Source organism: Pantoea sp. IMH, from assembly GCF_000599885.1.
In the GTDB taxonomy this organism is placed as follows: domain Bacteria; phylum Pseudomonadota; class Gammaproteobacteria; order Enterobacterales; family Enterobacteriaceae; genus Erwinia.
Map to the genome: position 1 here is coordinate 246956 of NZ_JFGT01000004.1, position 18710 is coordinate 265665.

General features: G+C 54.7%; 15 protein-coding genes. 9 read left to right on the plus strand and 6 right to left on the minus strand.

From position 1 onward, the window contains the following. Positions 1-30: 30 nt before the first annotated feature. From rbsB to EA20_RS0107635, 5 genes are all read right to left on the minus strand, one after another. The gene (gene rbsB / locus EA20_RS0107615; protein ID WP_024966251.1) at positions 31-912 is read right to left on the minus strand and encodes a ribose ABC transporter substrate-binding protein RbsB; all 882 of its coding nucleotides are present in this window, start codon (positions 910-912) and stop codon (positions 31-33) included. Positions 913-936: 24 nt separating this feature from the next. Further along, on the minus strand, positions 937-1905 hold the full coding sequence (rbsC, locus tag EA20_RS0107620) for a ribose ABC transporter permease (RefSeq protein ID WP_024966252.1): 969 nt from the start codon (positions 1903-1905) through the stop codon (positions 937-939). Next, entirely contained in the window at positions 1905-3413 is a 1509-nt protein-coding gene (gene rbsA, locus EA20_RS0107625; protein WP_024966253.1) for a ribose ABC transporter ATP-binding protein RbsA, read from the minus strand. The genes rbsC and rbsA overlap by 1 nt, the downstream gene beginning before the upstream one ends. A gap of 6 nt (positions 3414-3419) precedes the next feature. After that, positions 3420-3839: a D-ribose pyranase gene (rbsD, locus tag EA20_RS0107630; RefSeq protein ID WP_024966254.1), complete on the minus strand. Its 420-nt coding sequence runs from the start codon at positions 3837-3839 to the stop codon at positions 3420-3422. 251 nt (positions 3840-4090) lie between these two features. After that, positions 4091-4495 carry a YgiW/YdeI family stress tolerance OB fold protein gene (locus tag EA20_RS0107635; protein ID WP_038381552.1) on the minus strand — a complete coding sequence of 135 codons (405 nt, stop codon included), beginning with the start codon at positions 4493-4495 and terminating at the stop codon, positions 4091-4093. 219 nt (positions 4496-4714) lie between these two features. Between EA20_RS0107635 and qseB the strand changes: the two genes are divergently transcribed. Together qseB and qseC are read left to right on the plus strand one after the other, a co-directional pair. Then, the gene (qseB, locus tag EA20_RS0107640; protein ID WP_024966256.1) at positions 4715-5377 is read left to right on the plus strand and encodes a quorum sensing response regulator transcription factor QseB; all 663 of its coding nucleotides are present in this window, start codon (positions 4715-4717) and stop codon (positions 5375-5377) included. Continuing rightward, entirely contained in the window at positions 5374-6720 is a 1347-nt protein-coding gene (gene qseC, locus EA20_RS0107645) for a quorum sensing histidine kinase QseC (protein ID WP_024966257.1), read from the plus strand. The genes qseB and qseC overlap by 4 nt, the downstream gene beginning before the upstream one ends. A gap of 48 nt (positions 6721-6768) precedes the next feature. Here the strand turns inward: qseC and kup are convergent, their stop codons facing one another. Then, positions 6769-8637 (minus strand): low affinity potassium transporter Kup, encoded by a 1869-nt coding sequence (kup, locus tag EA20_RS0107650; protein ID WP_024966258.1) that lies wholly within the window; start codon positions 8635-8637, stop codon positions 6769-6771. Between the two features lie 256 nt (positions 8638-8893). Between kup and ravA the strand changes: the two genes are divergently transcribed. The 7 genes from ravA (at position 8894) to rsmG (ending at position 18406) form a co-directional block, all read left to right on the plus strand. Continuing rightward, positions 8894-10390, plus strand: coding sequence for an ATPase RavA (ravA, locus tag EA20_RS0107655; RefSeq protein ID WP_024966259.1), 1497 nt, complete (start codon positions 8894-8896; stop codon positions 10388-10390). After that, entirely contained in the window at positions 10387-11850 is a 1464-nt protein-coding gene (gene viaA / locus EA20_RS0107660) for an ATPase RavA stimulator ViaA (RefSeq protein ID WP_024966260.1), read from the plus strand. Before ravA ends, viaA begins: the two co-directional genes overlap by 4 nt. A gap of 124 nt (positions 11851-11974) precedes the next feature. Beyond that, positions 11975-14068 carry a 5-histidylcysteine sulfoxide synthase gene (gene ovoA, locus EA20_RS0107665; RefSeq protein WP_051516343.1) on the plus strand — a complete coding sequence of 698 codons (2094 nt, stop codon included), beginning with the start codon at positions 11975-11977 and terminating at the stop codon, positions 14066-14068. Between the two features lie 89 nt (positions 14069-14157). Beyond that, positions 14158-14652 (plus strand): transcriptional regulator AsnC, encoded by a 495-nt coding sequence (gene asnC, locus EA20_RS0107670; protein WP_200868311.1) that lies wholly within the window; start codon positions 14158-14160, stop codon positions 14650-14652. 256 nt (positions 14653-14908) lie between these two features. Next, the gene (gene mioC, locus EA20_RS0107675; RefSeq protein WP_024966263.1) at positions 14909-15352 is read left to right on the plus strand and encodes an FMN-binding protein MioC; all 444 of its coding nucleotides are present in this window, start codon (positions 14909-14911) and stop codon (positions 15350-15352) included. Positions 15353-15808: 456 nt separating this feature from the next. Beyond that, complete coding sequence (gene mnmG, locus EA20_RS0107680) at positions 15809-17698, plus strand: tRNA uridine-5-carboxymethylaminomethyl(34) synthesis enzyme MnmG (protein ID WP_024966264.1); 1890 nt, start codon at positions 15809-15811, stop codon at positions 17696-17698. An 84-nt stretch (positions 17699-17782) separates the two neighbouring features. Then, positions 17783-18406 carry a 16S rRNA (guanine(527)-N(7))-methyltransferase RsmG gene (rsmG, locus tag EA20_RS0107685; RefSeq protein WP_024966265.1) on the plus strand — a complete coding sequence of 208 codons (624 nt, stop codon included), beginning with the start codon at positions 17783-17785 and terminating at the stop codon, positions 18404-18406. The last annotated feature ends 304 nt before the right edge of the window (positions 18407-18710 follow it).

Below are 18710 nucleotides of genomic sequence, written 5' to 3' on the forward strand. Positions count from 1 at the left end.
AGGGTGGCGCATGCCATGCTTTTCTTTGATTTATTTGGTGACCAGCTTCAGGTCAACCGGATTGATAGCCTGAACTTTCTGGCCCTTCAGCACTTTATCAGCGGTCTGCACGCCAATAACGCCGATCTGGTCTGGCTGCTGCGCCACAGTGGCGGCCAGTTTGCCGCCCTGTACGGCTTTCATGCCGTCTGCGGTGCCGTCAAAACCAACTACTACCACATCAGATTTACCTGCGGTTTGCAATGCGCGCATCGCGCCCAGCGCCATTTCATCATTCTGTGCAAAGACAGCCTGCACGTCAGGATGAGCAGTCAGCAGATTCTGCATCACGTTCAGGCCTTTGGTACGGTCAAAATCAGCTGGCTGACTGGCCAGGATAGCAAATTTATGCGCATCTGCCGCAGATTTGAACCCTTCACCACGCTCACGTGCAGCAGAAGTTCCCGCGATACCGGAAAGCTCAATGATTTTTGCGTTATCGCCCACTTTCTTCGCAATGAAATCACCGGCCATTTTGCCGCCAAAGCGGTTATCGGAGGCGACATGGCTCACTACTTTGCCCTGAGCCGCCACGCGGTCAAGGGTGATCACCGGGATATCGGCCTGATTGGCCATCTTCACCGCGTTGCCTACCGCATCGGAATCGGTTGGGTTGATCAGCAGCAGCTTGGTGCCGCGCACGGTCAGATCCTGTACGTTAGCCAGCTCTTTCGCCGGGTTATTTTGTGAGTCCAGCACCACCAGGTTGTAGCCCAGCTTATCAGCTTCTTTCTGCGCGCCATCTTTTAACGACACGAAAAAAGGATTATTCAGGGTCGATACCACCAGCGCGATGGTCTCTTTTGCCAGTGCGTTAGCGCTAAGGGTTGCGCCGAGCAGAACGGCAAGTGCAGTCAGTTTTTTCATTTTCATCTTCTTATTCCTGTAGGGAGAGCGTTATTTACTGCTTTTATTGTCTACCAGCACCGCCAGCAAAATGACGACAGCTTTCACGATCATCTGGTAGTAAGACGAGACGCCGAGCAGATTCAGGCCGTTATTCAAAAAGCCGAGAATCAACGCACCAATCAGCGTCCCCATAATTCTGCCTTTTCCGCCCGCCAGACTGGTGCCACCCAGTACTACAGCGGCGATAGCATCCAGCTCATAGCCTGTGCCTGCCGTTGGCTGTGCGGAGGAGAGGCGCGCCACTTCAATAGTGCCGGCCAGTGCCGCCAGCATGCCGCTGAGGGCGTAAACGATAATCTTGACCCGGTTAACGCTAATCCCGGAGAGACGGGTTGCGGCTTCATTGCCGCCGAGTGCATAGATGTAACGGCCCAGGCGGGTATGATGCAGCATGTACCAAGCCAGCAGAAACACGATAGCCATCAGCCAGATTGGCGTCGGGATACCCAGCGGGCGGCCAATACCAATCCAGCCAAACAGATCGGCATTGTCACTGAAACCGGTGCTGATCGGGCTGCCGTCGGTATACACCATGGTCACGCCACGCAGTAGCAGCATCATCACCAGCGTGGCGATAAAGGCCTGAACTTTTCCTATCGCCACAATGGTGCCGGTGATCGCCCCGATGAAGCTGCCGAGCGCCAGCGAGGCGGCCACCGCCACCAGCGCGTTCACTTCCATGCCGACCAGCGAAGCGCCCACCGCGCCGGTCAGCGCCAGCAGCGAACCGACGGAAAGATCGATGCCGGAAGTCAGAATGACCAGCGTCATGCCGACGGCCATAATGGCGTTAACCGACGTCTGCTGGAGAATATTGAACATATTGTTCAGGGTGAAGAAATTGGGACTCAGGCTGGAGACAATCGCGATCAGCACAATCAGCGCGATCAACGATTTCTGTTCCAGCAGCCAGGCCTTACTGAAAATACGGTTGGCCTGTAGGGATTGGGTGTTCATCATGATGCCAGCTCCACGCTATGTTGCTTACCTACTGCCGCCGCCATCAAGACTTCCTGCGTGGCCTGTTCAATCGGGAAATCGCCGCTCAGGCGGCCTTCGTGCATGACCAGCACGCGATCGCTCATGCCCAGCACTTCCGGCATTTCTGAGGAGACAAGAATGATGCTCAGCCCCTCTTCTTTAAACTGATTAATTAGCTGATAAATCTCTTTCTTGGCCCCGACATCAACGCCGCGGGTTGGCTCATCCAGAATCAGAACTTTTGGCCGGGTCATCAGACCGCGTGCGATCGCCACCTTCTGCTGATTACCGCCAGAGAGAAGGCCGACAGGCTGATCCATTGATGGCGTTTTCACGTTAAACAGTTTGATAAAGTCGCTGACGGCGAGCTGCTCTTCGGCATGCCTGAGCCTGCCGCCGCCGTGGCTGAAATAGGCTAGTGCGGTAAGCGACATATTCTCTTTCACCGACATTCCAAGGACCAGCCCGTCGCGCTTGCGGTCTTCAGAGATATAAACAATACCGTTTACCAGCCCCTCTTCCGGGGTACGGTTGGTGATGGCTTGGCCTTCAAGGTGGATCTGTCCGGCGCTGCGCGGCAATGCACCGTAAATCACCTTCATCAATTCGGTACGGCCAGCGCCCATCAGGCCGGCCACGCCCAGGATTTCACCTTTGCGCAGGGAGAAACTGACGTTATCCACGCCAGGCCCGCTGAGATTTTCAATCTCAAGGCGGACCTCACCGGGTGCTTTATCCAGACGCGGATACTGCTCTTCCAGCTTACGGCCCACCATCATTTCAATCAGAGAGTCCTCGCTGAGGCTGACCACTTCACGTTCGGCAATAAACTGGCCGTCCCGGAAAATGGTCACATCATCGCAGATCTCAAAAATTTCCTTCATACGGTGGGAAATATAGACAATGCCGCATCCCTGGGCTTTCAGTTCACGGATCACGCGAAACAGGGATGCCGTTTCGGTGTCGGTCAACGCATCGGTCGGCTCATCCATCACAATCACTTTTGACTCGTAGCTCAGCACCTTGGCAATTTCGACCATCTGCTGATCGCCAATAGAAAGATCGCCAACCAGCCGGTGGCTGTTAAAACGCAGATTAAGCCGTTTCAGCAACAGATCGGCTTCGGCATGCATTTTTTTCCACTGAATGCGGCCAAACGCGTTAACGAACTCCCGTCCAAGAAAGATATTTTCCGCAATGGTGAGCTGCGGGATCAGGTTCAGCTCCTGATGAATGATCCCAATACCGGCTTCCTGTGACGCTTTGGGTCCACTGAACGTGGTTTCGTTTCCCAGCCATTTCACCGAGCCGGCATCACGCGCATAAATGCCCGTCATCACCTTCATCATGGTCGATTTCCCGGCACCGTTTTCGCCCACCAGCGCCATCACGCGGCCAGGATAAACGTTCAGCGCAGCGCCCGAGAGCGCCTTCACGCCGGGAAAGGCTTTCTCAATACCTTGCAGTTGCAGTAAAGGTTGCATAGGGCCTCAAAAAGTCACGCCAGCAAAGAGGATAACGTTCGCATAAGGAGAGCATTCTCCGCTGCGAATCACGCCCTGACTGTGGCGGGTTTGCTGTTTGAATTCACTATGGCTGACGTACTGGATAGTGATGGTGTTTCCCTGGTGTTGTTGCAGTAATTCGAACAGGGCTAACAGCTCGCTATGGCGTTGTGGATTATGAGATTTGATCTCTTCCGCGATGATGGCGCTTTCTACCTGCATCTCTTCCGTTACCGTTTTCACCACCTGCATAAAGCTGGGAATACCCTGCGTCAACGCCAGATCGATGCGCTGTGGTCCGGCAGGCACAGGCAAGCCTGCATCGCCGATCACCAGACTGTCGGTATGCCCAAGGCGGGAAACCAGGGCCGAAATTTCTGAATTCAGTAAGCTGCCTTTTTTCATCTTTCACTCCAGAGCGAAACGTTTCGCTATCGGGGAGTGTATCTGTGGCTAATGCGAAGACAATGAGTTGATCCCGGAAATGTGATCGCTATCGAAACGTTTCGCCTGATGCCAGCGCAGGTTTGACTTAGGGAGGGAGTAAGGCCGTCAGAACAGGGATTGTTACGGCCACAGAGCCTGTAAAAACGCCACGGCAGAAAAGGAATTCTGTCCCATGGCGTGTTAATGAGCGCGAATAATGAGAGGCTTATTCAGGCCTGGTGTTGAACCTTTTTAATCTGCTTCACATCAAGTTCGACAGAGTTGAAATCTTTATCCAGCTTGCCCTGGAGTTCCACATTATCGGAAGGGGAAATGTTCTGACCATCCCAGCGCTTATCGTCAATTTCCACGGTCATCGTGCCGGTCGCATCGCGGAACATGTACTCTTCATCGCCTACCCGTTTTTCTATCTTGCCGCGCATCGTCACCCAGGCATCATCTTTCATATCCTGAGCCTGTTTGACGGTTGCCACAGTACCGTTAGGGCCACTGAATCCGCCTTGCTGTACGGAGGTGGTTGGGGCGTTCGGGTCAACAAAGCCTCCGTTCTGGGCAGCGAGAACCGGCGTGGATATCAGGGCAGTAACAGCTAACAGAGCAGCATACTTTTTCATCACATTCACCTTTATTCCTTGGGGTGGCGGCATCATTTACCGCACAGTTCGGGGTTTTCAGACGCTATTACAGCACAGTTAACTTAAGAGGATCTTAAAGGTGCCCGTCAGCGATCCACTTTTCTCTGAATTGTCGATAAAGCAGGAAAATCAGCTAATCAGACTGTACAAACCCGCTGGCTGTTTCGTATAAAACCGGAAACACATAAGGAAATTGCCATGCGAATTTTAGTCATTGAGGACGACAGGCTGATCGGCGACGGTATCAAAGCTGGCCTCAGCAAAATGGGATTTAGCGTGGACTGGTTCACTCAGGGTAACGAGGGAATGAATGCGCTGCCAGCCGCCGCCTATGACGCAGTCATACTGGACCTGAGCCTGCCTGAAATCGACGGGCTGGACATTTTACGTCACTGGCGGCAACAGGGGCAGGATATTCCGGTACTGATCCTGACAGCACGGGATGCGCTGGAACAGCGGGTAGCCGGTCTTCAGTTGGGTGCCGACGACTATCTTTGTAAACCTTTCGCTCTGAGTGAAGTGGCTGCCCGGCTTCAGGCGCTGATCCGCCGCCGCCATGGACAGCTACAGCCGGCTCTGCGCCACGGCAGGCTGACGATGGAAACCGCCTCGCAAACGGTCACGCTGGAGGGCGAGGTTGTCCCACTTAAGGCGCGTGAACTGGCTTTACTGACGCTGTTTTTACTGAATCCTGGCCGGGTGCTGACCCGTAGTCAGCTTGAAGAGAAGCTTTACGGCTGGGATGACGATGTCTCCAGCAACGCCGTGGAGGTACATATTCATCATCTGCGTAAAAAACTGGGCAGCGCCTTTATCCGCACGGTACACGGTGTGGGCTACACGCTGGGAGAGACGCCTTGAGTCATCAGAGTTTACGTCTGCGCCTGATGCTGGGATTTATTCTGCTGACGCTGGTGGGCTGGGGAGCCGCCAGCATCAGCTCCTGGTGGCAGACAAAGCAAAAAATTAATGAGCTGTTTGATACGCAGCAAATGCTCTTCGCCAAACGCCTGGTGTCGATGAATCCCGAACAGTTAAGCCATGACCCGCTTACGCTACCCAAAACCAAAAAATTGCTCCGGCATCATCAGGGTGAGCAGGAGGATGACGCACTGGCGTTCGCCGTTTTCACCCGTGACGGCAAAATGGTGATGAATGATGGCGATAACGGCAAAGATTTTATTTTCAGCGCCACGCGTGACGGTTTTACCGACGGCATGTTAAAGGATGATGACGATCTCTGGAGAATGGTCTGGCTCACCACGCCGGATAAAAGGTTTGTGATCGTCGTCGGCCAGGAGTGGGAATACCGTGATGATATGACCCGCGATATTGTACAGACTAATCAGCTTCCCTGGCTGATAGCGCTGCCGCTGATGCTGCTACTGCTGCTCTGGCTCGTCACTCACGAGCTGGCGCCGTTAAAACGAATTGCGCAGCAGCTTCGCGGACGATCGCCGGATGATGGTACACCGCTGGCAGCACGCCGGCTGCCGCAGGAGGTTCGGCCACTGGTTGACGAACTGAATGCGCTTTTTGCCCGTATCGGGGAGATGGTCAGTCGCGAACGCCGCTTTACCTCTGACGCCGCTCATGAACTGCGAAGCCCGCTTGCCGCGCTGAAAGTACAGACTGAGGTGACACAACTGGCGCATGACGATGAGGCGATGCGTAACCATGCGCTGGGCAATCTTGATGCCGGCATCGATCGCGCCACCCGGCTGGTGGATCAGTTACTGACGCTCTCAAGGCTGGATGCAGAGAACCCGCTGGAGATGCAGCCGGTCAATCTGCAACAACTCCTTCAGCAGTCGGTAGTGGATCATTATGCAAAAGCCCAGGCCGCCGGCGTGAGCATGATTCTTAAAGCCCCTGACGACCCCGTCATTAAGCACGGCCAACCCCTGCTGATGGCACTGATGGTGCGTAATCTGGTGGATAACGCCATCCGCTACAGTCCGCCGGGCGGTGAGGTTGTGCTAACACTTGACCCGTGTCAGCTTCAGGTAATGAACAGCGGCGAAAAACTCAGCAAGGAGGCGATGGAACATATCGGAGAACGTTTCTACCGCCCGCCGGGACAGGAGAAATCAGGCAGCGGGCTTGGCCTTTCTATCGTCAGACAGATTGCCCGGTTACACGGATTGGACATCTGCTTTGAAAATCCATCCCATGGCGGTTTTTTGGTCAGAATACGCGGATAAATCTGCCATCAGGCGACGCATAAGGGCCCACAAGGCCCTTATGCGTTATCAGATCTCAACCTGCGTTCCCAGCTCAATAACCCGGTTAGGCGGGATTTCAAACTGATCAGGCGCCCGCAGCGCGTTCTTTTGCAGCGTGACGAAAAGTTTGCCGCGCAGTCGCAGATACCAGGGCCGCTTACCGATGATCAGCGACTCATGCGACATAAAGAAAGAGGTTTCCATCATCCGGCAGTTGAGGCCTTCCAGCCCGCAGCGATGGAAAATCTCTTCCATATTGGGCGTCTCACGCCAGCCATAGCTTGCCACCACGCGCCAGAACGTCGGCGAAAGTTGCTCAATCGTGACCCGCCGGATGTTATGCACATAAGGCGCATCTTCGTTACGCAGCGTCAGCAGCACCACGCGCTCGTGCAGCACCTTGTTATGCTTCAAATTATGCAGCATCGCAAAGGGGATCACGTTAAGCGCACGCGACATATAAACCGCCGTGCCAGGAACGCGGACCGGCGGCGATTTTTCCAGCGAGGCGATCATCGCATCCAGCGAGTTACCGTGTTCATGCATACGACGCAGCAGGCGGAAACGCTCGCTCTTCCAGGTCGTCATTACGATAAACATCATCAGCGCCAGACACAGCGGCAGCCAGCCGCCGGAGAAGACCTTCACCAGGTTTGCGGAGAAAAGCGACACATCAATACACAGCATCACCGCCAGGACAGTCAGCGCCAGATAGCGGTTCCAGTGCCAGTTTTTTATCGCCACCGTGGTGCAGAGCACGGCTGTCAGTACCATCGTGCCGGTCACCGCAATGCCGTAAGCGGCCGCCAGATTACTGGAATGCTCAAAGGCGATAATGACCAACACCACCGAAAAATAGAGCAACCAGTTAATCATTGGAATATAAATCTGGCCAGACTCCTCTTCAGAGGTATGTACAATGCGCATCGGCGGCAGATAACCGAGACGGACCGCCTGACGGGTCAGTGAGAAAACACCTGAAATCACGGCCTGCGAAGCGATAACGGTGGCCAGCGTGGCCAGCATTAACATCGGGATCAGCGCCCATTCCGGCGCCAGTAAGAAGAAGGGGTTTTTAATCGCTTCCGGGTGCCTGAGCAGCAGCGCGCCCTGACCGAAATAGTTCAGCACCAGGGACGGCAAAACCACGGCAAACCACGCCAGCCGAATCGGGAGCTTACCGAAGTGGCCCATATCCGCGTAGAGCGCTTCCACGCCGGTTATCGCCAGCACCACCGCCCCCAGGGCAAAGAAAGAGACCTGCTTATACTCCATGAAAAAATGCATTGCCCAGTAAGGATTGAGAGCATGCAAAATGTCGGGATTATCCAGAATGCTGCGCAGGCCCAGCACCGCCAGCACCAGAAACCACACCAGCATCACCGGTGCGAACAGTTTGCCAACAATGCCGGTGCCATGTTTCTGAATCATAAACAGCAGTGTCAGAACGGCAATTGCGAGCGGCACGATCCAGTCATCAAGGTGAGGTGCGGCGATTTCCAGCCCCTCGATGGCTGAAAGTACCGATACGGCAGGCGTAATGACTACCTCGCCGTAAAAGAAGCTGCCGCCTGTCAGCCCCATGATCACCAGGATTGCCGTTGCCCGCGATCCCGTATTGCGGCCGGCCAGGGACATCAGGGTCAGTATCCCCCCTTCGCCGGCGTTGTCGGCACGCATTACGTAGCTGATGTATTTAAGGGAAACAACCAGAATCAGCAACCAGAAAATAAGCGAAAGAAATCCGTATACCGCATCACGTTCAACACCGAAGCCGAACTGCCCGGACAGGCATTCACGCAGGGTGTAGAGCGGGCTGGTGCCGATATCACCATACACAACGCCTATTGCCGCCAGGGTCACCGTGCCGAGCGACTGCTTCTTTTCAGAACTCATAGATTCGTCTTTTGCTGGGGGCCGGGGGTACTGAACGGCGTACCGGCTAACTGGCCATCAAAAAGCGCACAGTATGCATGATTCATCGCTGTTGCCTACCTTAAATAGCATGTGGAGAGGGGGTTCAAGGAGCCACGTCAATGTTTGAAAAGAAAAAAGCTGACGTTTATCAAATCTTTCAAGCATGATAGCCAGTAGTGTTTGCGCTCGCCAGTTAGCCTGCTGGCCTGACCGTAGAAGAGGAAGATGCCTTATTATGTCCCAGCCCCATTTAATTGCGGAAAGGATTGCCCGCCTCAGCAATGCGTTAGAGAAAGGCCTGTATGAGCGACATCATGCCATCCGTCTCTGCCTGCTGGCCGCGCTGAGCGGAGAGAGCGTTTTTCTACTCGGGCCGCCCGGTATTGCGAAGAGCCTGATTGCCCGTCGCCTCAAATATGCCTTTCAGCATGCCCGCGCTTTTGAATATCTGATGACCCGTTTCTCCACGCCGGAAGAGGTCTTCGGCCCACTCTCTATACAAGCCCTGAAAGATGAAGGGCGCTATCAGCGGCTGACCAAAGGCTATCTGCCCGATGCTGAAATCGTCTTTCTGGATGAGATCTGGAAAGCGGGCCCGGCGATTCTGAATACACTGCTTACTGCAATTAATGAACGGCGCTTTCGTAACGGTGACAGCGAAGAGACGATCCCGATGCGTCTGCTTATCACCGCCTCCAACGAACTGCCCGAAGCCGACAGCGGGCTGGAAGCCCTGTACGATCGCATGCTGATCCGCCTGTGGCTGGATAATGTGCATGAAAAACAGAACTTTCGCAGCATGCTGGTCCACCAGCAGGATGAAAACAGCAACCCGGTTGCGGATAACCTCTGCATCAGTGATGAAGAGTATAGCGCGTGGCAAAAAGGTATCGCTCAGGTCACGCTGCCGGATGAGGTATTTGAGCTTATCTTTATGCTACGTCAGCAGCTGGAAAACCAGCCGGACGCCCCTTATATCTCCGATCGCCGCTGGAAAAAAGCCCTTCATCTGTTACAGGCCTGCGCTTTCTACAGCGGACGTGGCGTTATCGCCCCGGTTGATCTGATCCTGCTAAAAGATTGCCTGTGGCATGACATGGCCTCCATGGCGCTGCTCGATCGTGAAATTGAAAATCTGATTGTCCAGCAGGCGTGGCAGCAACAGCCGATGCTTCTTAAACTTCAGCAGGCGGCGTCGCGCCGGCTGGTGCTTCAGCAGGAAAAAAGCGTTGAGCTGGCGATCAGGCTGGAGAAACATGGCGGCATGTTCAGCCGTAAGCCGCATTATGAACTGCCGGAAACGCTGGCGGAAAGTACCCTGACACTGATGCTGCAAAAGCCGCTGATGCTTCACGAACTGCAGGTTACCCATGTGGTGGTTGCCCGCGATGATTTGCACCACTGGCTGCAAAAAGGCGGTGACGTCCGCGGCAAACTTAATGGTATCGGCTTTGCCCAGACGCTGGATCTGCATGTGGACGGCAATGACTGTCTCACGCTGCGCGATGCGAGTCTGCAAACGTCCCGGCTGATGTTGCCTGGCAAACAGCAGGTCAGCGACCTGCCGGAGGAGATACTTCTGGCGCTCGACGACGTGGAAAATCAGCTGCGTACTCAGCGCATGCTGTTCAGCCAGCATCAGCGCTGCCTGTTTATCAGCGACGACTGGCTGGCAAAGATCGAGGAAAGTTTGCAGCAGGTTGCGGATGAATTACAGCAGGCGCGGCGGTGATCTCGCTTGAAACGCTCAGCATGTTCCTTGCCGTCAGCGAAAATGATCTGATCGAGGAACTCGCTATAGCCCTGTTAGCCAGCCCGCAGCTGGTGCTTTTTTTTGAAAAATTCCCCGGTCTGAAAAAAGCCATAATGCGGGATCTGCCAAAATGGAAAGCAGGCGTGCTGGAACAGCTTAAGAATAGCGCCGTACCGGGCGATCTGGCAGAGGAGTTTTCCCGCTTTCAGCATTTCCAGCTGCTCAGCCACGCCCATTTCTGCCAACAGCTCCCCGCTTTGCTCGTCTGGCTTAAGCAACACGCCTCTCCCTTTGCCGAAAAAGCCCATGCGCTGGTTGCCCACGCAGGCGCGCCGGATGTAGTGAGCCCGCCGCAGCAAACGCTTTTTCTCCAGCGCTGGCGTCTCAGCCTGACGTTGCAAACCCTGACGCTGAATCAGCAACTGCTGGAAGAAGAACGGGAAAAGCTGCTGGCTGAACTGCAACAACGTATGGCGATGAGCGGCCAGCTGGTGCCGGTTCTCTCAGAGCGTGATGACGCCGCCGCCGGACGCCTGTGGGATCTCACCCGCAGCCCTCTCCAGCGGGGCGATTACCAGCTGATTGTCGACTATGGAAACTTTCTGGCCGGGCAGCCTTCGCTGATGAAGCTGGCTGAACAGCTCGGACGCAGCCGTGAGGCAAAGGCGATCCCCGCAGCGGAAGCGCCGCTGGAAGAGTTTCACCATCTGGTCAGGGAACCGGCGGGCGTGCCCGAAGAGGTGAGCGGCCTGCACCAGAGCGACGATATTCTGCGTCTTCTGCCCCCGGAGCTGGTGACGCTTGGCATCAGCGAGCTGGAACTGGAGTTCTACCGGCGTCTGGTTGAAAAGAGGCTGCTCACTTATCGTCTCCAGGGCGATGCCTGGCATGACAAAATAACGCAGCGCCCCGTCGCTCACCAGCAGCTGAATGAACAGCCTCGGGGACCATTTATCGTCTGTGTGGATACCTCCGGCTCGATGGGCGGTTTCAACGAGCGCTGCGCCAAAGCGTTCTGCCTTGCGCTGCTGAAGGTGGCGCTGGCTGACAATCGCCGCTGCTATATCATGCTGTTTGCGCATGAAATTATCAGCTATGAGCTGACGGCAGGCGACGGCATCGCTCAGGCTATCCGTTTCCTCAGCCAGCGGTTTCGCGGCGGCACCGATCTGGCTGGCTGCCTGGATGCCGTACTCATCAAACTTGCCACGCCTGTGTGGAAAGAGGCCGATGCGGTGATCATTTCCGATTTTATTGCGCAAAGGCTGCCTGACGAGCTATTCAGGCGCATTAAACAGCATCAGCAACAGCAGCAGCAGCGTTTTCATGCCGTTGCGCTGTCCGATCACGGAAAACCGGGCATCATGCGCATCTTTGACTTTATCTGGCGCTTTGATACCGGCCTGAAAAGCCGCCTGCTGCGGCGCTGGCAGCGCTAATCGCTCATCGCGGTAACACGCCTTTGCTATAGTCACGTTTACGCTTTATCACCAGGCAGATTGGGAACACCACGTGACATTACAAAAACAAACGCTGACATCAGGACTTCCTGCCCCAACCCGTATGCCACTGTTAAGTGGCGGTAGCACAGAACAGAAACGCCAGGAAATCCTCGATTATTTCACCAAGACATGGATACTTTACGAAAGCCTGTTCGACTGTATTGCTGATGAACAGGCCTACCACACCAAAGCGATCTCACTCCGCCATCCCCTTATCTTCTATTTCGGCCATACCGCCACTTTTTATATCAACAAACTGATGGCGGGCGGTCTGATCGACGCGCGGGTAAATGACCCTCTTGAGGCGATGATGGCTATCGGCGTCGACGAGATGAGCTGGGACGATCTGGATAACAGCAACTACTCGTGGCCCAGCCTGGCAGAAGTGCGTGATTATCGCGGCAGCGTCCGCACGCTGGTCAAAAACTTCATTCAGGAGATGCCGCTCACTCTGCCCATTCAATGGGACAGCCCGGCCTGGGTGATCCTGATGGGGATCGAACACGAGCGTATCCATCTTGAGACCTCAAGCGTGCTGATCCGCCAGCTGCCTCTGGAATGGGTTAAGCCGCAGCCGCACTGGCCGGCCTGTCCGGAGGCGCGTCACGATCGCACAGGCACGCCGCAAAACAAGTTGCTTCCGGTTGAAGGCGCTCGTCTGAAGCAGGGCAAAACAGATGATACTTACGGCTGGGATAACGAATACGGTACGCTCAGGCACGACGTCGACGCTTTCAGGGCCAGCCAGATGCTGGCCAGCAATGCGGAATTTTTCGAATTTGTCGCGGCGGGGGGCTATCAGGATGAGCGCTGGTGGGATGAAGAAGGCCTCGGCTGGCGGAACTTTGCCCGTGCTGCCATGCCAACCTTCTGGTGCGGTCCGGTAAGCAATCCTGACGAGCTGAAGCTGCGCCTGATGACGGAAGAAGTGCCGATGCCATGGGACTGGCCTGTCGAAGTTAATCAGCTTGAAGCCGCCGCGTTCTGCCGCTGGAAGGCGGAGAGTACCGGTCAGTCCGTCCAGCTCCCAAGCGAAGCGGAATGGCTTCTGCTCCGCGAACAGGTTGAAGGCGATCAGCCGGAATGGGAGGTGACGCCCGGAAATATCAATCTCGCCTGGTGGGCCTCCTCCTGTCCGGTGGATCGCTTTGCCCAGGGTGAGTTTTACGATCTGATTGGCAATGTCTGGCAGTGGACAACCACGCCCATTAACGGACTCGACGGCTTTAAAGTGCATCCTTTATATGATGATTTCTCCACGCCGACCTTTGACGGAAAGCATGCCCTGATAAAAGGCGGCAGCTGGATCTCCACCGGTAATGAGGCGCTCAAATCTGCCCGCTACGCCTTCCGTCGCCACTTTTTCCAGCACGCCGGCTTCCGCTACGTGGTATCCCGTCATAAAGAGGAGATGAGCATCAATCCTTATGAAACCGACAGCATGGTGTCGCAATACCTCGATTTCCAGTATGGCCCGGACTATTTCGGTACGCCGAACTATGCCAAGACTCTGGTGGAGATTGCCTGCCAGATGACCCCTGCACGCGGCAGGGCGCTGGATCTGGGTTGCGCCACGGGCCGGGCCAGCTTTGAACTGGCACGCCATTTTGACGAGGTGGTGGGAATGGATTACTCCGCCCGCTTCATTGACGTTGCGCTTCAGCTTGCCCGGGGAGAAGACTTCCGGTATGTCACGCAGGAAGAGGGCGATCTGGTGGATTATCATCAGGTCCGCCTGAAGGACTTCGATCTTCTGCCGGCGCAGGCGAGCCGCATCCAGTTCTTACAGGGCGATGCCTGTAATCTCAAACCGCAACCGGAGCGCTATGACCTGGTGCTGGCCTCAAACCTTATCGATCGCCTGCGTCAGCCTGAACGTTTCCTGCGGGATGTGACCCGAATGCTGCGTCCCGGCGGTATTTTGCTGATCTCTTCTCCGTATACCTGGCTGGAAGAATTCACCCCGAAGGAGAACTGGCTGGGCGGCATTCGAGAGAATGGCGAAGCGTTGACGACCTGTCAGGCTTTACAGCGCCTGCTGTCGGTGGATTTTGAAGAAGCCGCCGCCCCGCAGGACATCCCTTTCGTTATTCGTGAAACGGCCCGCAAATTTCAGCATACCGTCGCTCAGCTGACCGTCTGGCGTAAGCGCTAGATTTACTTATCTGGCGGGCACCTCTGTGCCCGCTCTTTGCACCAGGCATTTATTGCCAGTTCCCGCCATTTCCTGCACATTATCCGGACATGTTTTGTCAAATCCTTAACCCCGGAGCCTCTGTGGCAGACAATCAGCAAATTGACAACCTGGATCGCGGTATCCTCAATGCCCTTATGGAAAACGCCCGTACGGCCTATGCCGAGCTGGCCAAGCAGTTTAACGTCAGTCCCGGCACCATTCACGTCAGGGTTGAGAAAATGAAACAGGCGGGGATCATTAAAGGCACGCGTGTGGAAGTGGACCCGCGCCAGCTTGGCTACGATGTCTGCTGTTTTATCGGTATTATCCTGAAAAGCGCCCGTGATTACCCCTCCGCGCTGGCGAAGCTGGATGCCCTTGATGAAGTGGTGGAAGCCTGGTACACCACCGGTCACTACAGCATCTTTATTAAAGTCATGTGCCGTTCCATCGATGCGCTTCAGCAGGTGCTGATCAACAAGATCCAGACGATTGATGAAATTCAGTCAACGGAAACGCTGATCTCCCTTCAGAACCCGATCATGCGCTCGATCAAGCCCTGATCTGTGCACAATATTATCCACAGCCGCTTTTTCTGCCCGATATAAATACCCGGGATCAATTCCTGACGCAGACAGACTCTGGGTGGCCGGAGCGCTGCGTTTTTCCTCACTTTTCTTTGCACAGAACCGGGCCATGCTGTCCGGGTTGATAGCCGGGAAGCAGCTCTCCTCTTATCAAAAACCCCACTTTTCCACAGGTAGATCCCAGCCTGATCACAGCGTACAATAACTGCCTTTGCACGACTGAGATCTCTCTATGGCTGATGTAACCTTTATTACTGGCAGTACCTTAGGCAGCGCGGAATATGTGGCTGAACATCTGGCTGAGAAATTAGAAGAAGATGGCTTCACCACGGAGATACTTCACGGTCCTGTGCTGGAAGACCTTCAGCTGGCAGGCACCTGGCTAGTCGTCACCTCCACCCATGGTGCGGGAGATCTGCCCGATAATCTGCAACCGCTGTTTGATGGTTTAATGGAAACAAAGCCTGATTTGAGCCAGGTTCGCTATGGCGCGGTAGGTATTGGCAACCGTGAATACGATCTTTTCTGCGGTGCCATTGAGAAAATGGATGCGCTGCTGACCGCCTGCGGTGCAGAACGACTTGGTGATCGTCTGGATATCGATGTCCTCGAACATGAGATCCCTGAAGATCCCGCAGAAGAGTGGATCCTGGGCTGGAAGACGTTGCTGAACTGACGATCCTGTCTCTGGATCGCTTCCCGGTGACCTTTGGGATCAAAAAAACGCACTGAGTTTTGTAAATAAAGACCCAAATCGTGCGTTTTTTTAGCGATCAACTGTGGATAACTACGCTCAATACCCGGTAATAACCGGTTGTTATCCAAAGAACAACTTAGGCATCGATCGCCCCCTGTGCATAACATGCCATTTTGATCCCAGCTTATACGCCACAGGATCACCGATCTTTCACAGCAAACGATCCCTGATAACGGCATGATCCTGTTCAGTAAAAATGGCTTATCCACAGCGATCGTCGATCCTAATAGAAGATCTAGTAAAGAGATCTCTAAATAAAAAGATCTTCTTTTTAATACATACCGGGACCTGAGGTTTCCCACCCGACGAAAGTTGAGTAGAATCCACGGCCCGGACAGCAATCCCCCCATCCGCAAAAGCGCGAGGTGCAGTACCATGTTTTATCCAGATCCTTTTGACGTCATCGTAATCGGTGGTGGTCATGCGGGTACCGAAGCCGCACTGGCGGCTGCCCGAATGGGTCAGCAAACCCTGTTATTAACCCATAACATTGATACGCTTGGACAAATGTCCTGTAATCCGGCGATCGGTGGTATCGGAAAAGGACATCTGGTTAAAGAAGTGGACGCACTGGGTGGGCTGATGGCGCAGGCGATCGATCAGGCTGGCATCCAGTTTAGGATACTAAACGCCAGCAAAGGGCCTGCGGTACGGGCCACCCGTGCTCAGGCAGATCGCGTGCTCTACCGACAGGCGGTACGTACCGTCCTTGAGAACCAGCCTAATTTGATGATCTTTCAACAGGCGGTGGAAGATCTGATTGTGGAAAACGATCGCGTCGTCGGTGCAGTGACGCAGATGGGGCTTAAGTTCCGTGCTAAAGCCGTGGTTCTGACAGTCGGTACTTTCCTTGATGGCAAAATTCATATCGGCATGGATAACTACAGCGGTGGACGCGCCGGCGATCCGCCGTCCATCCCGTTAGCCCGACGACTGCGGGAACTGCCGCTGCGCGTCAGCCGTCTGAAAACCGGCACGCCGCCGCGTATTGACGCCAGAAGCATCGATTTCAGCGTGCTCGCACCGCAGCACGGTGACACGCCAGCACCTGTCTTCTCGTTTATGGGGAATGCATCGCAGCATCCTCAGCAGGTGCCTTGCTATATCACCTACACGAACGAGCAGACGCACCAGGTGATTCGAGACAACCTGGATCGCAGCCCGATGTACGCTGGCGTGATCGAAGGGATCGGCCCCCGCTACTGCCCGTCGATCGAAGATAAGGTAATGCGCTTTGCCGATCGTAATGCTCATCAGATCTTCCTGGAGCCTGAAGGGCTGACCAGTAATGAGATCTATCCCAACGGGATTTCGACAAGCCTGCCGTTTGACGTACAGATGCAGATCGTGCGTTCCATGAAAGGGCTGGAGAATGCAAAGATTGTCCGTCCGGGTTACGCCATCGAGTATGATTTCTTCGATCCGCGTGATTTGAAGCCGACACTTGAAAGCAAATTTATCCAGGGACTGTTTTTTGCCGGGCAGATCAACGGCACCACCGGTTATGAAGAAGCCGCCGCTCAGGGGCTGCTGGCTGGCCTGAATGCCGGACGCCAGTCGGCGGACAAAGAGAGCTGGGCGCCGCGCCGCGATCAGGCTTACCTGGGCGTTCTGGTCGACGACCTGTGCACCCTTGGTACAAAAGAACCTTACCGGATGTTCACCTCGCGCGCAGAGTACCGGCTGATGCTTCGCGAAGATAACGCCGATCTGCGTCTGACGGAAGCTGGACGGGAACTGGGGCTGGTGGATGATGCCCGCTGGGCGCGTTTCAACGAGAAGCTGGAAAGCATCGAACAGGAACGTCAGCGCCTCCGGGATATCTGGGTGCATCCCAAATCAGAAAAGGTCGCGGAGGTGAACAGCGTGCTGAGCGCTGCCCTGACCAAAGAAGCCAGCGGTGAAGATCTGCTTCGCCGCCCCGAGATGACCTATGCGCAGCTGATGACGCTCAGCACATTCGCCCCGGCACTCAGCGACCCTCAGGCTGCCGAGCAGGTTGAAATACAGGTGAAATACGAAGGCTATATTGCCCGTCAGCAGGAAGAGATCGATCGTCAGCTACGCAATGAAAACACGCTGTTGCCAGCCGGACTCGATTATCAGCAGGTTAGCGGTCTCTCCAATGAGGCTATCGCCAAGCTGAACGATCATAAACCAGGCTCGATCGGTCAGGCTTCACGCATTTCCGGTATTACTCCGGCTGCGATATCCATTCTGTTGATCTACCTGAAAAAACAGGGTTTACTGCGTAAAAGTGCCTGACAATAGCAGGTGGGGAAACCCACCTGCCAATCCTGTCGCGTTAAACCGGGGCGACGCTATCGCCCTCATTTTATGGACCGTCTTGTGATAAACAAACTCTCATCACTTCTCAACGCCGCCGGTATTATTCTCACCGATCAACAAAAACAGCAGCTGGTAGGCTATGTTGAACTGCTGCATAAATGGAATAAGGCCTATAATCTGACTTCCATTCGCGATCCTGAGCAAATGCTGGTTCGTCATATCATGGACAGTATCGTGGTTGCACCTCACCTGCAGGGAAGCCGCTTTATTGACGTTGGCACGGGCCCGGGCCTGCCGGGAGTCCCTCTGGCCATTGTCTGCCCGGACGCCCATTTCACGCTGCTGGACAGCCTTGGCAAGCGTATTCGCTTTCTGAAGCAGGTTCAGCACGAGCTGAAGCTCGAGAATATTGAACCTGTTCAGAGTCGCGTTGAAGACTGGCCAGGCGAGCCGCCGTTTGATGGCGTTATCAGTCGTGCCTTCGCCTCTCTGAACGATATGCTGAACTGGTGTCATCATCTGCCAGGCAGGGAAGGGCGCTTTTATGCCCTTAAAGGAGTAGTCCCTGAGGAGGAGATCGCTGCATTGCCGGCGGGATTCAGCCTGGAGCGGGTTGTCCGTCTCTCAGTCCCTCAGCTGGAAGGTGAACGTCATCTGATCATCATTAATAGCCCGCAAGAATAGTGTGGCGATTGTCCCTTTTCTGACGGGAAAAGAGGCGATTTTTATGGCAGATTGTGGCGAAAAAACCACTACAGCCTGAAAGGCCCTGCAGTTAATAAGCGCTTTACGACGGTGGATTTCAGTTAAGTCACAGGACGCTTTTCGCCGGTCCGGATGCAGACCTGGCATAACGGCGTGGAGGTTGTCTGAAAAACAGGCTTTCAGGTGGCTTTATGCAAAAAAATTTGCCTGACAGGATGTTTCGTTAACGTTAAATACGCAGCTTGAATTGTATGGAAATTTCTTGTCACATTTAACGTTAATT

Excerpts from the sequence above, each read along its gene's own strand:
- rbsB (WP_024966251.1), bottom strand. The coding sequence starts at position 912 with ATGAAAATGAAAAAACTGACTGCACTTGCCGTTCTGCTCGGCGCAACC.
- rbsC (WP_024966252.1), bottom strand. The coding sequence starts at position 1,905 with ATGAACACCCAATCCCTACAGGCCAACCGTATTTTCAGTAAGGCCTGG.
- rbsA (WP_024966253.1), bottom strand. The coding sequence starts at position 3,413 with ATGCAACCTTTACTGCAACTGCAAGGTATTGAGAAAGCCTTTCCCGGC.
- rbsD (WP_024966254.1), bottom strand. The coding sequence starts at position 3,839 with ATGAAAAAAGGCAGCTTACTGAATTCAGAAATTTCGGCCCTGGTTTCC.
- EA20_RS0107635 (WP_038381552.1), bottom strand. The coding sequence starts at position 4,495 with ATGAAAAAGTATGCTGCTCTGTTAGCTGTTACTGCCCTGATATCCACG.
- qseB (WP_024966256.1), top strand. The coding sequence starts at position 4,715 with ATGCGAATTTTAGTCATTGAGGACGACAGGCTGATCGGCGACGGTATC.
- kup (WP_024966258.1), bottom strand. The coding sequence starts at position 8,637 with ATGAGTTCTGAAAAGAAGCAGTCGCTCGGCACGGTGACCCTGGCGGCA.
- ravA (WP_024966259.1), top strand. The coding sequence starts at position 8,894 with ATGTCCCAGCCCCATTTAATTGCGGAAAGGATTGCCCGCCTCAGCAAT.
- ovoA (WP_051516343.1), top strand. The coding sequence starts at position 11,975 with ATGCCACTGTTAAGTGGCGGTAGCACAGAACAGAAACGCCAGGAAATC.
- asnC (WP_200868311.1), top strand. The coding sequence starts at position 14,158 with ATGTTTTGTCAAATCCTTAACCCCGGAGCCTCTGTGGCAGACAATCAG.
- mioC (WP_024966263.1), top strand. The coding sequence starts at position 14,909 with ATGGCTGATGTAACCTTTATTACTGGCAGTACCTTAGGCAGCGCGGAA.
- mnmG (WP_024966264.1), top strand. The coding sequence starts at position 15,809 with ATGTTTTATCCAGATCCTTTTGACGTCATCGTAATCGGTGGTGGTCAT.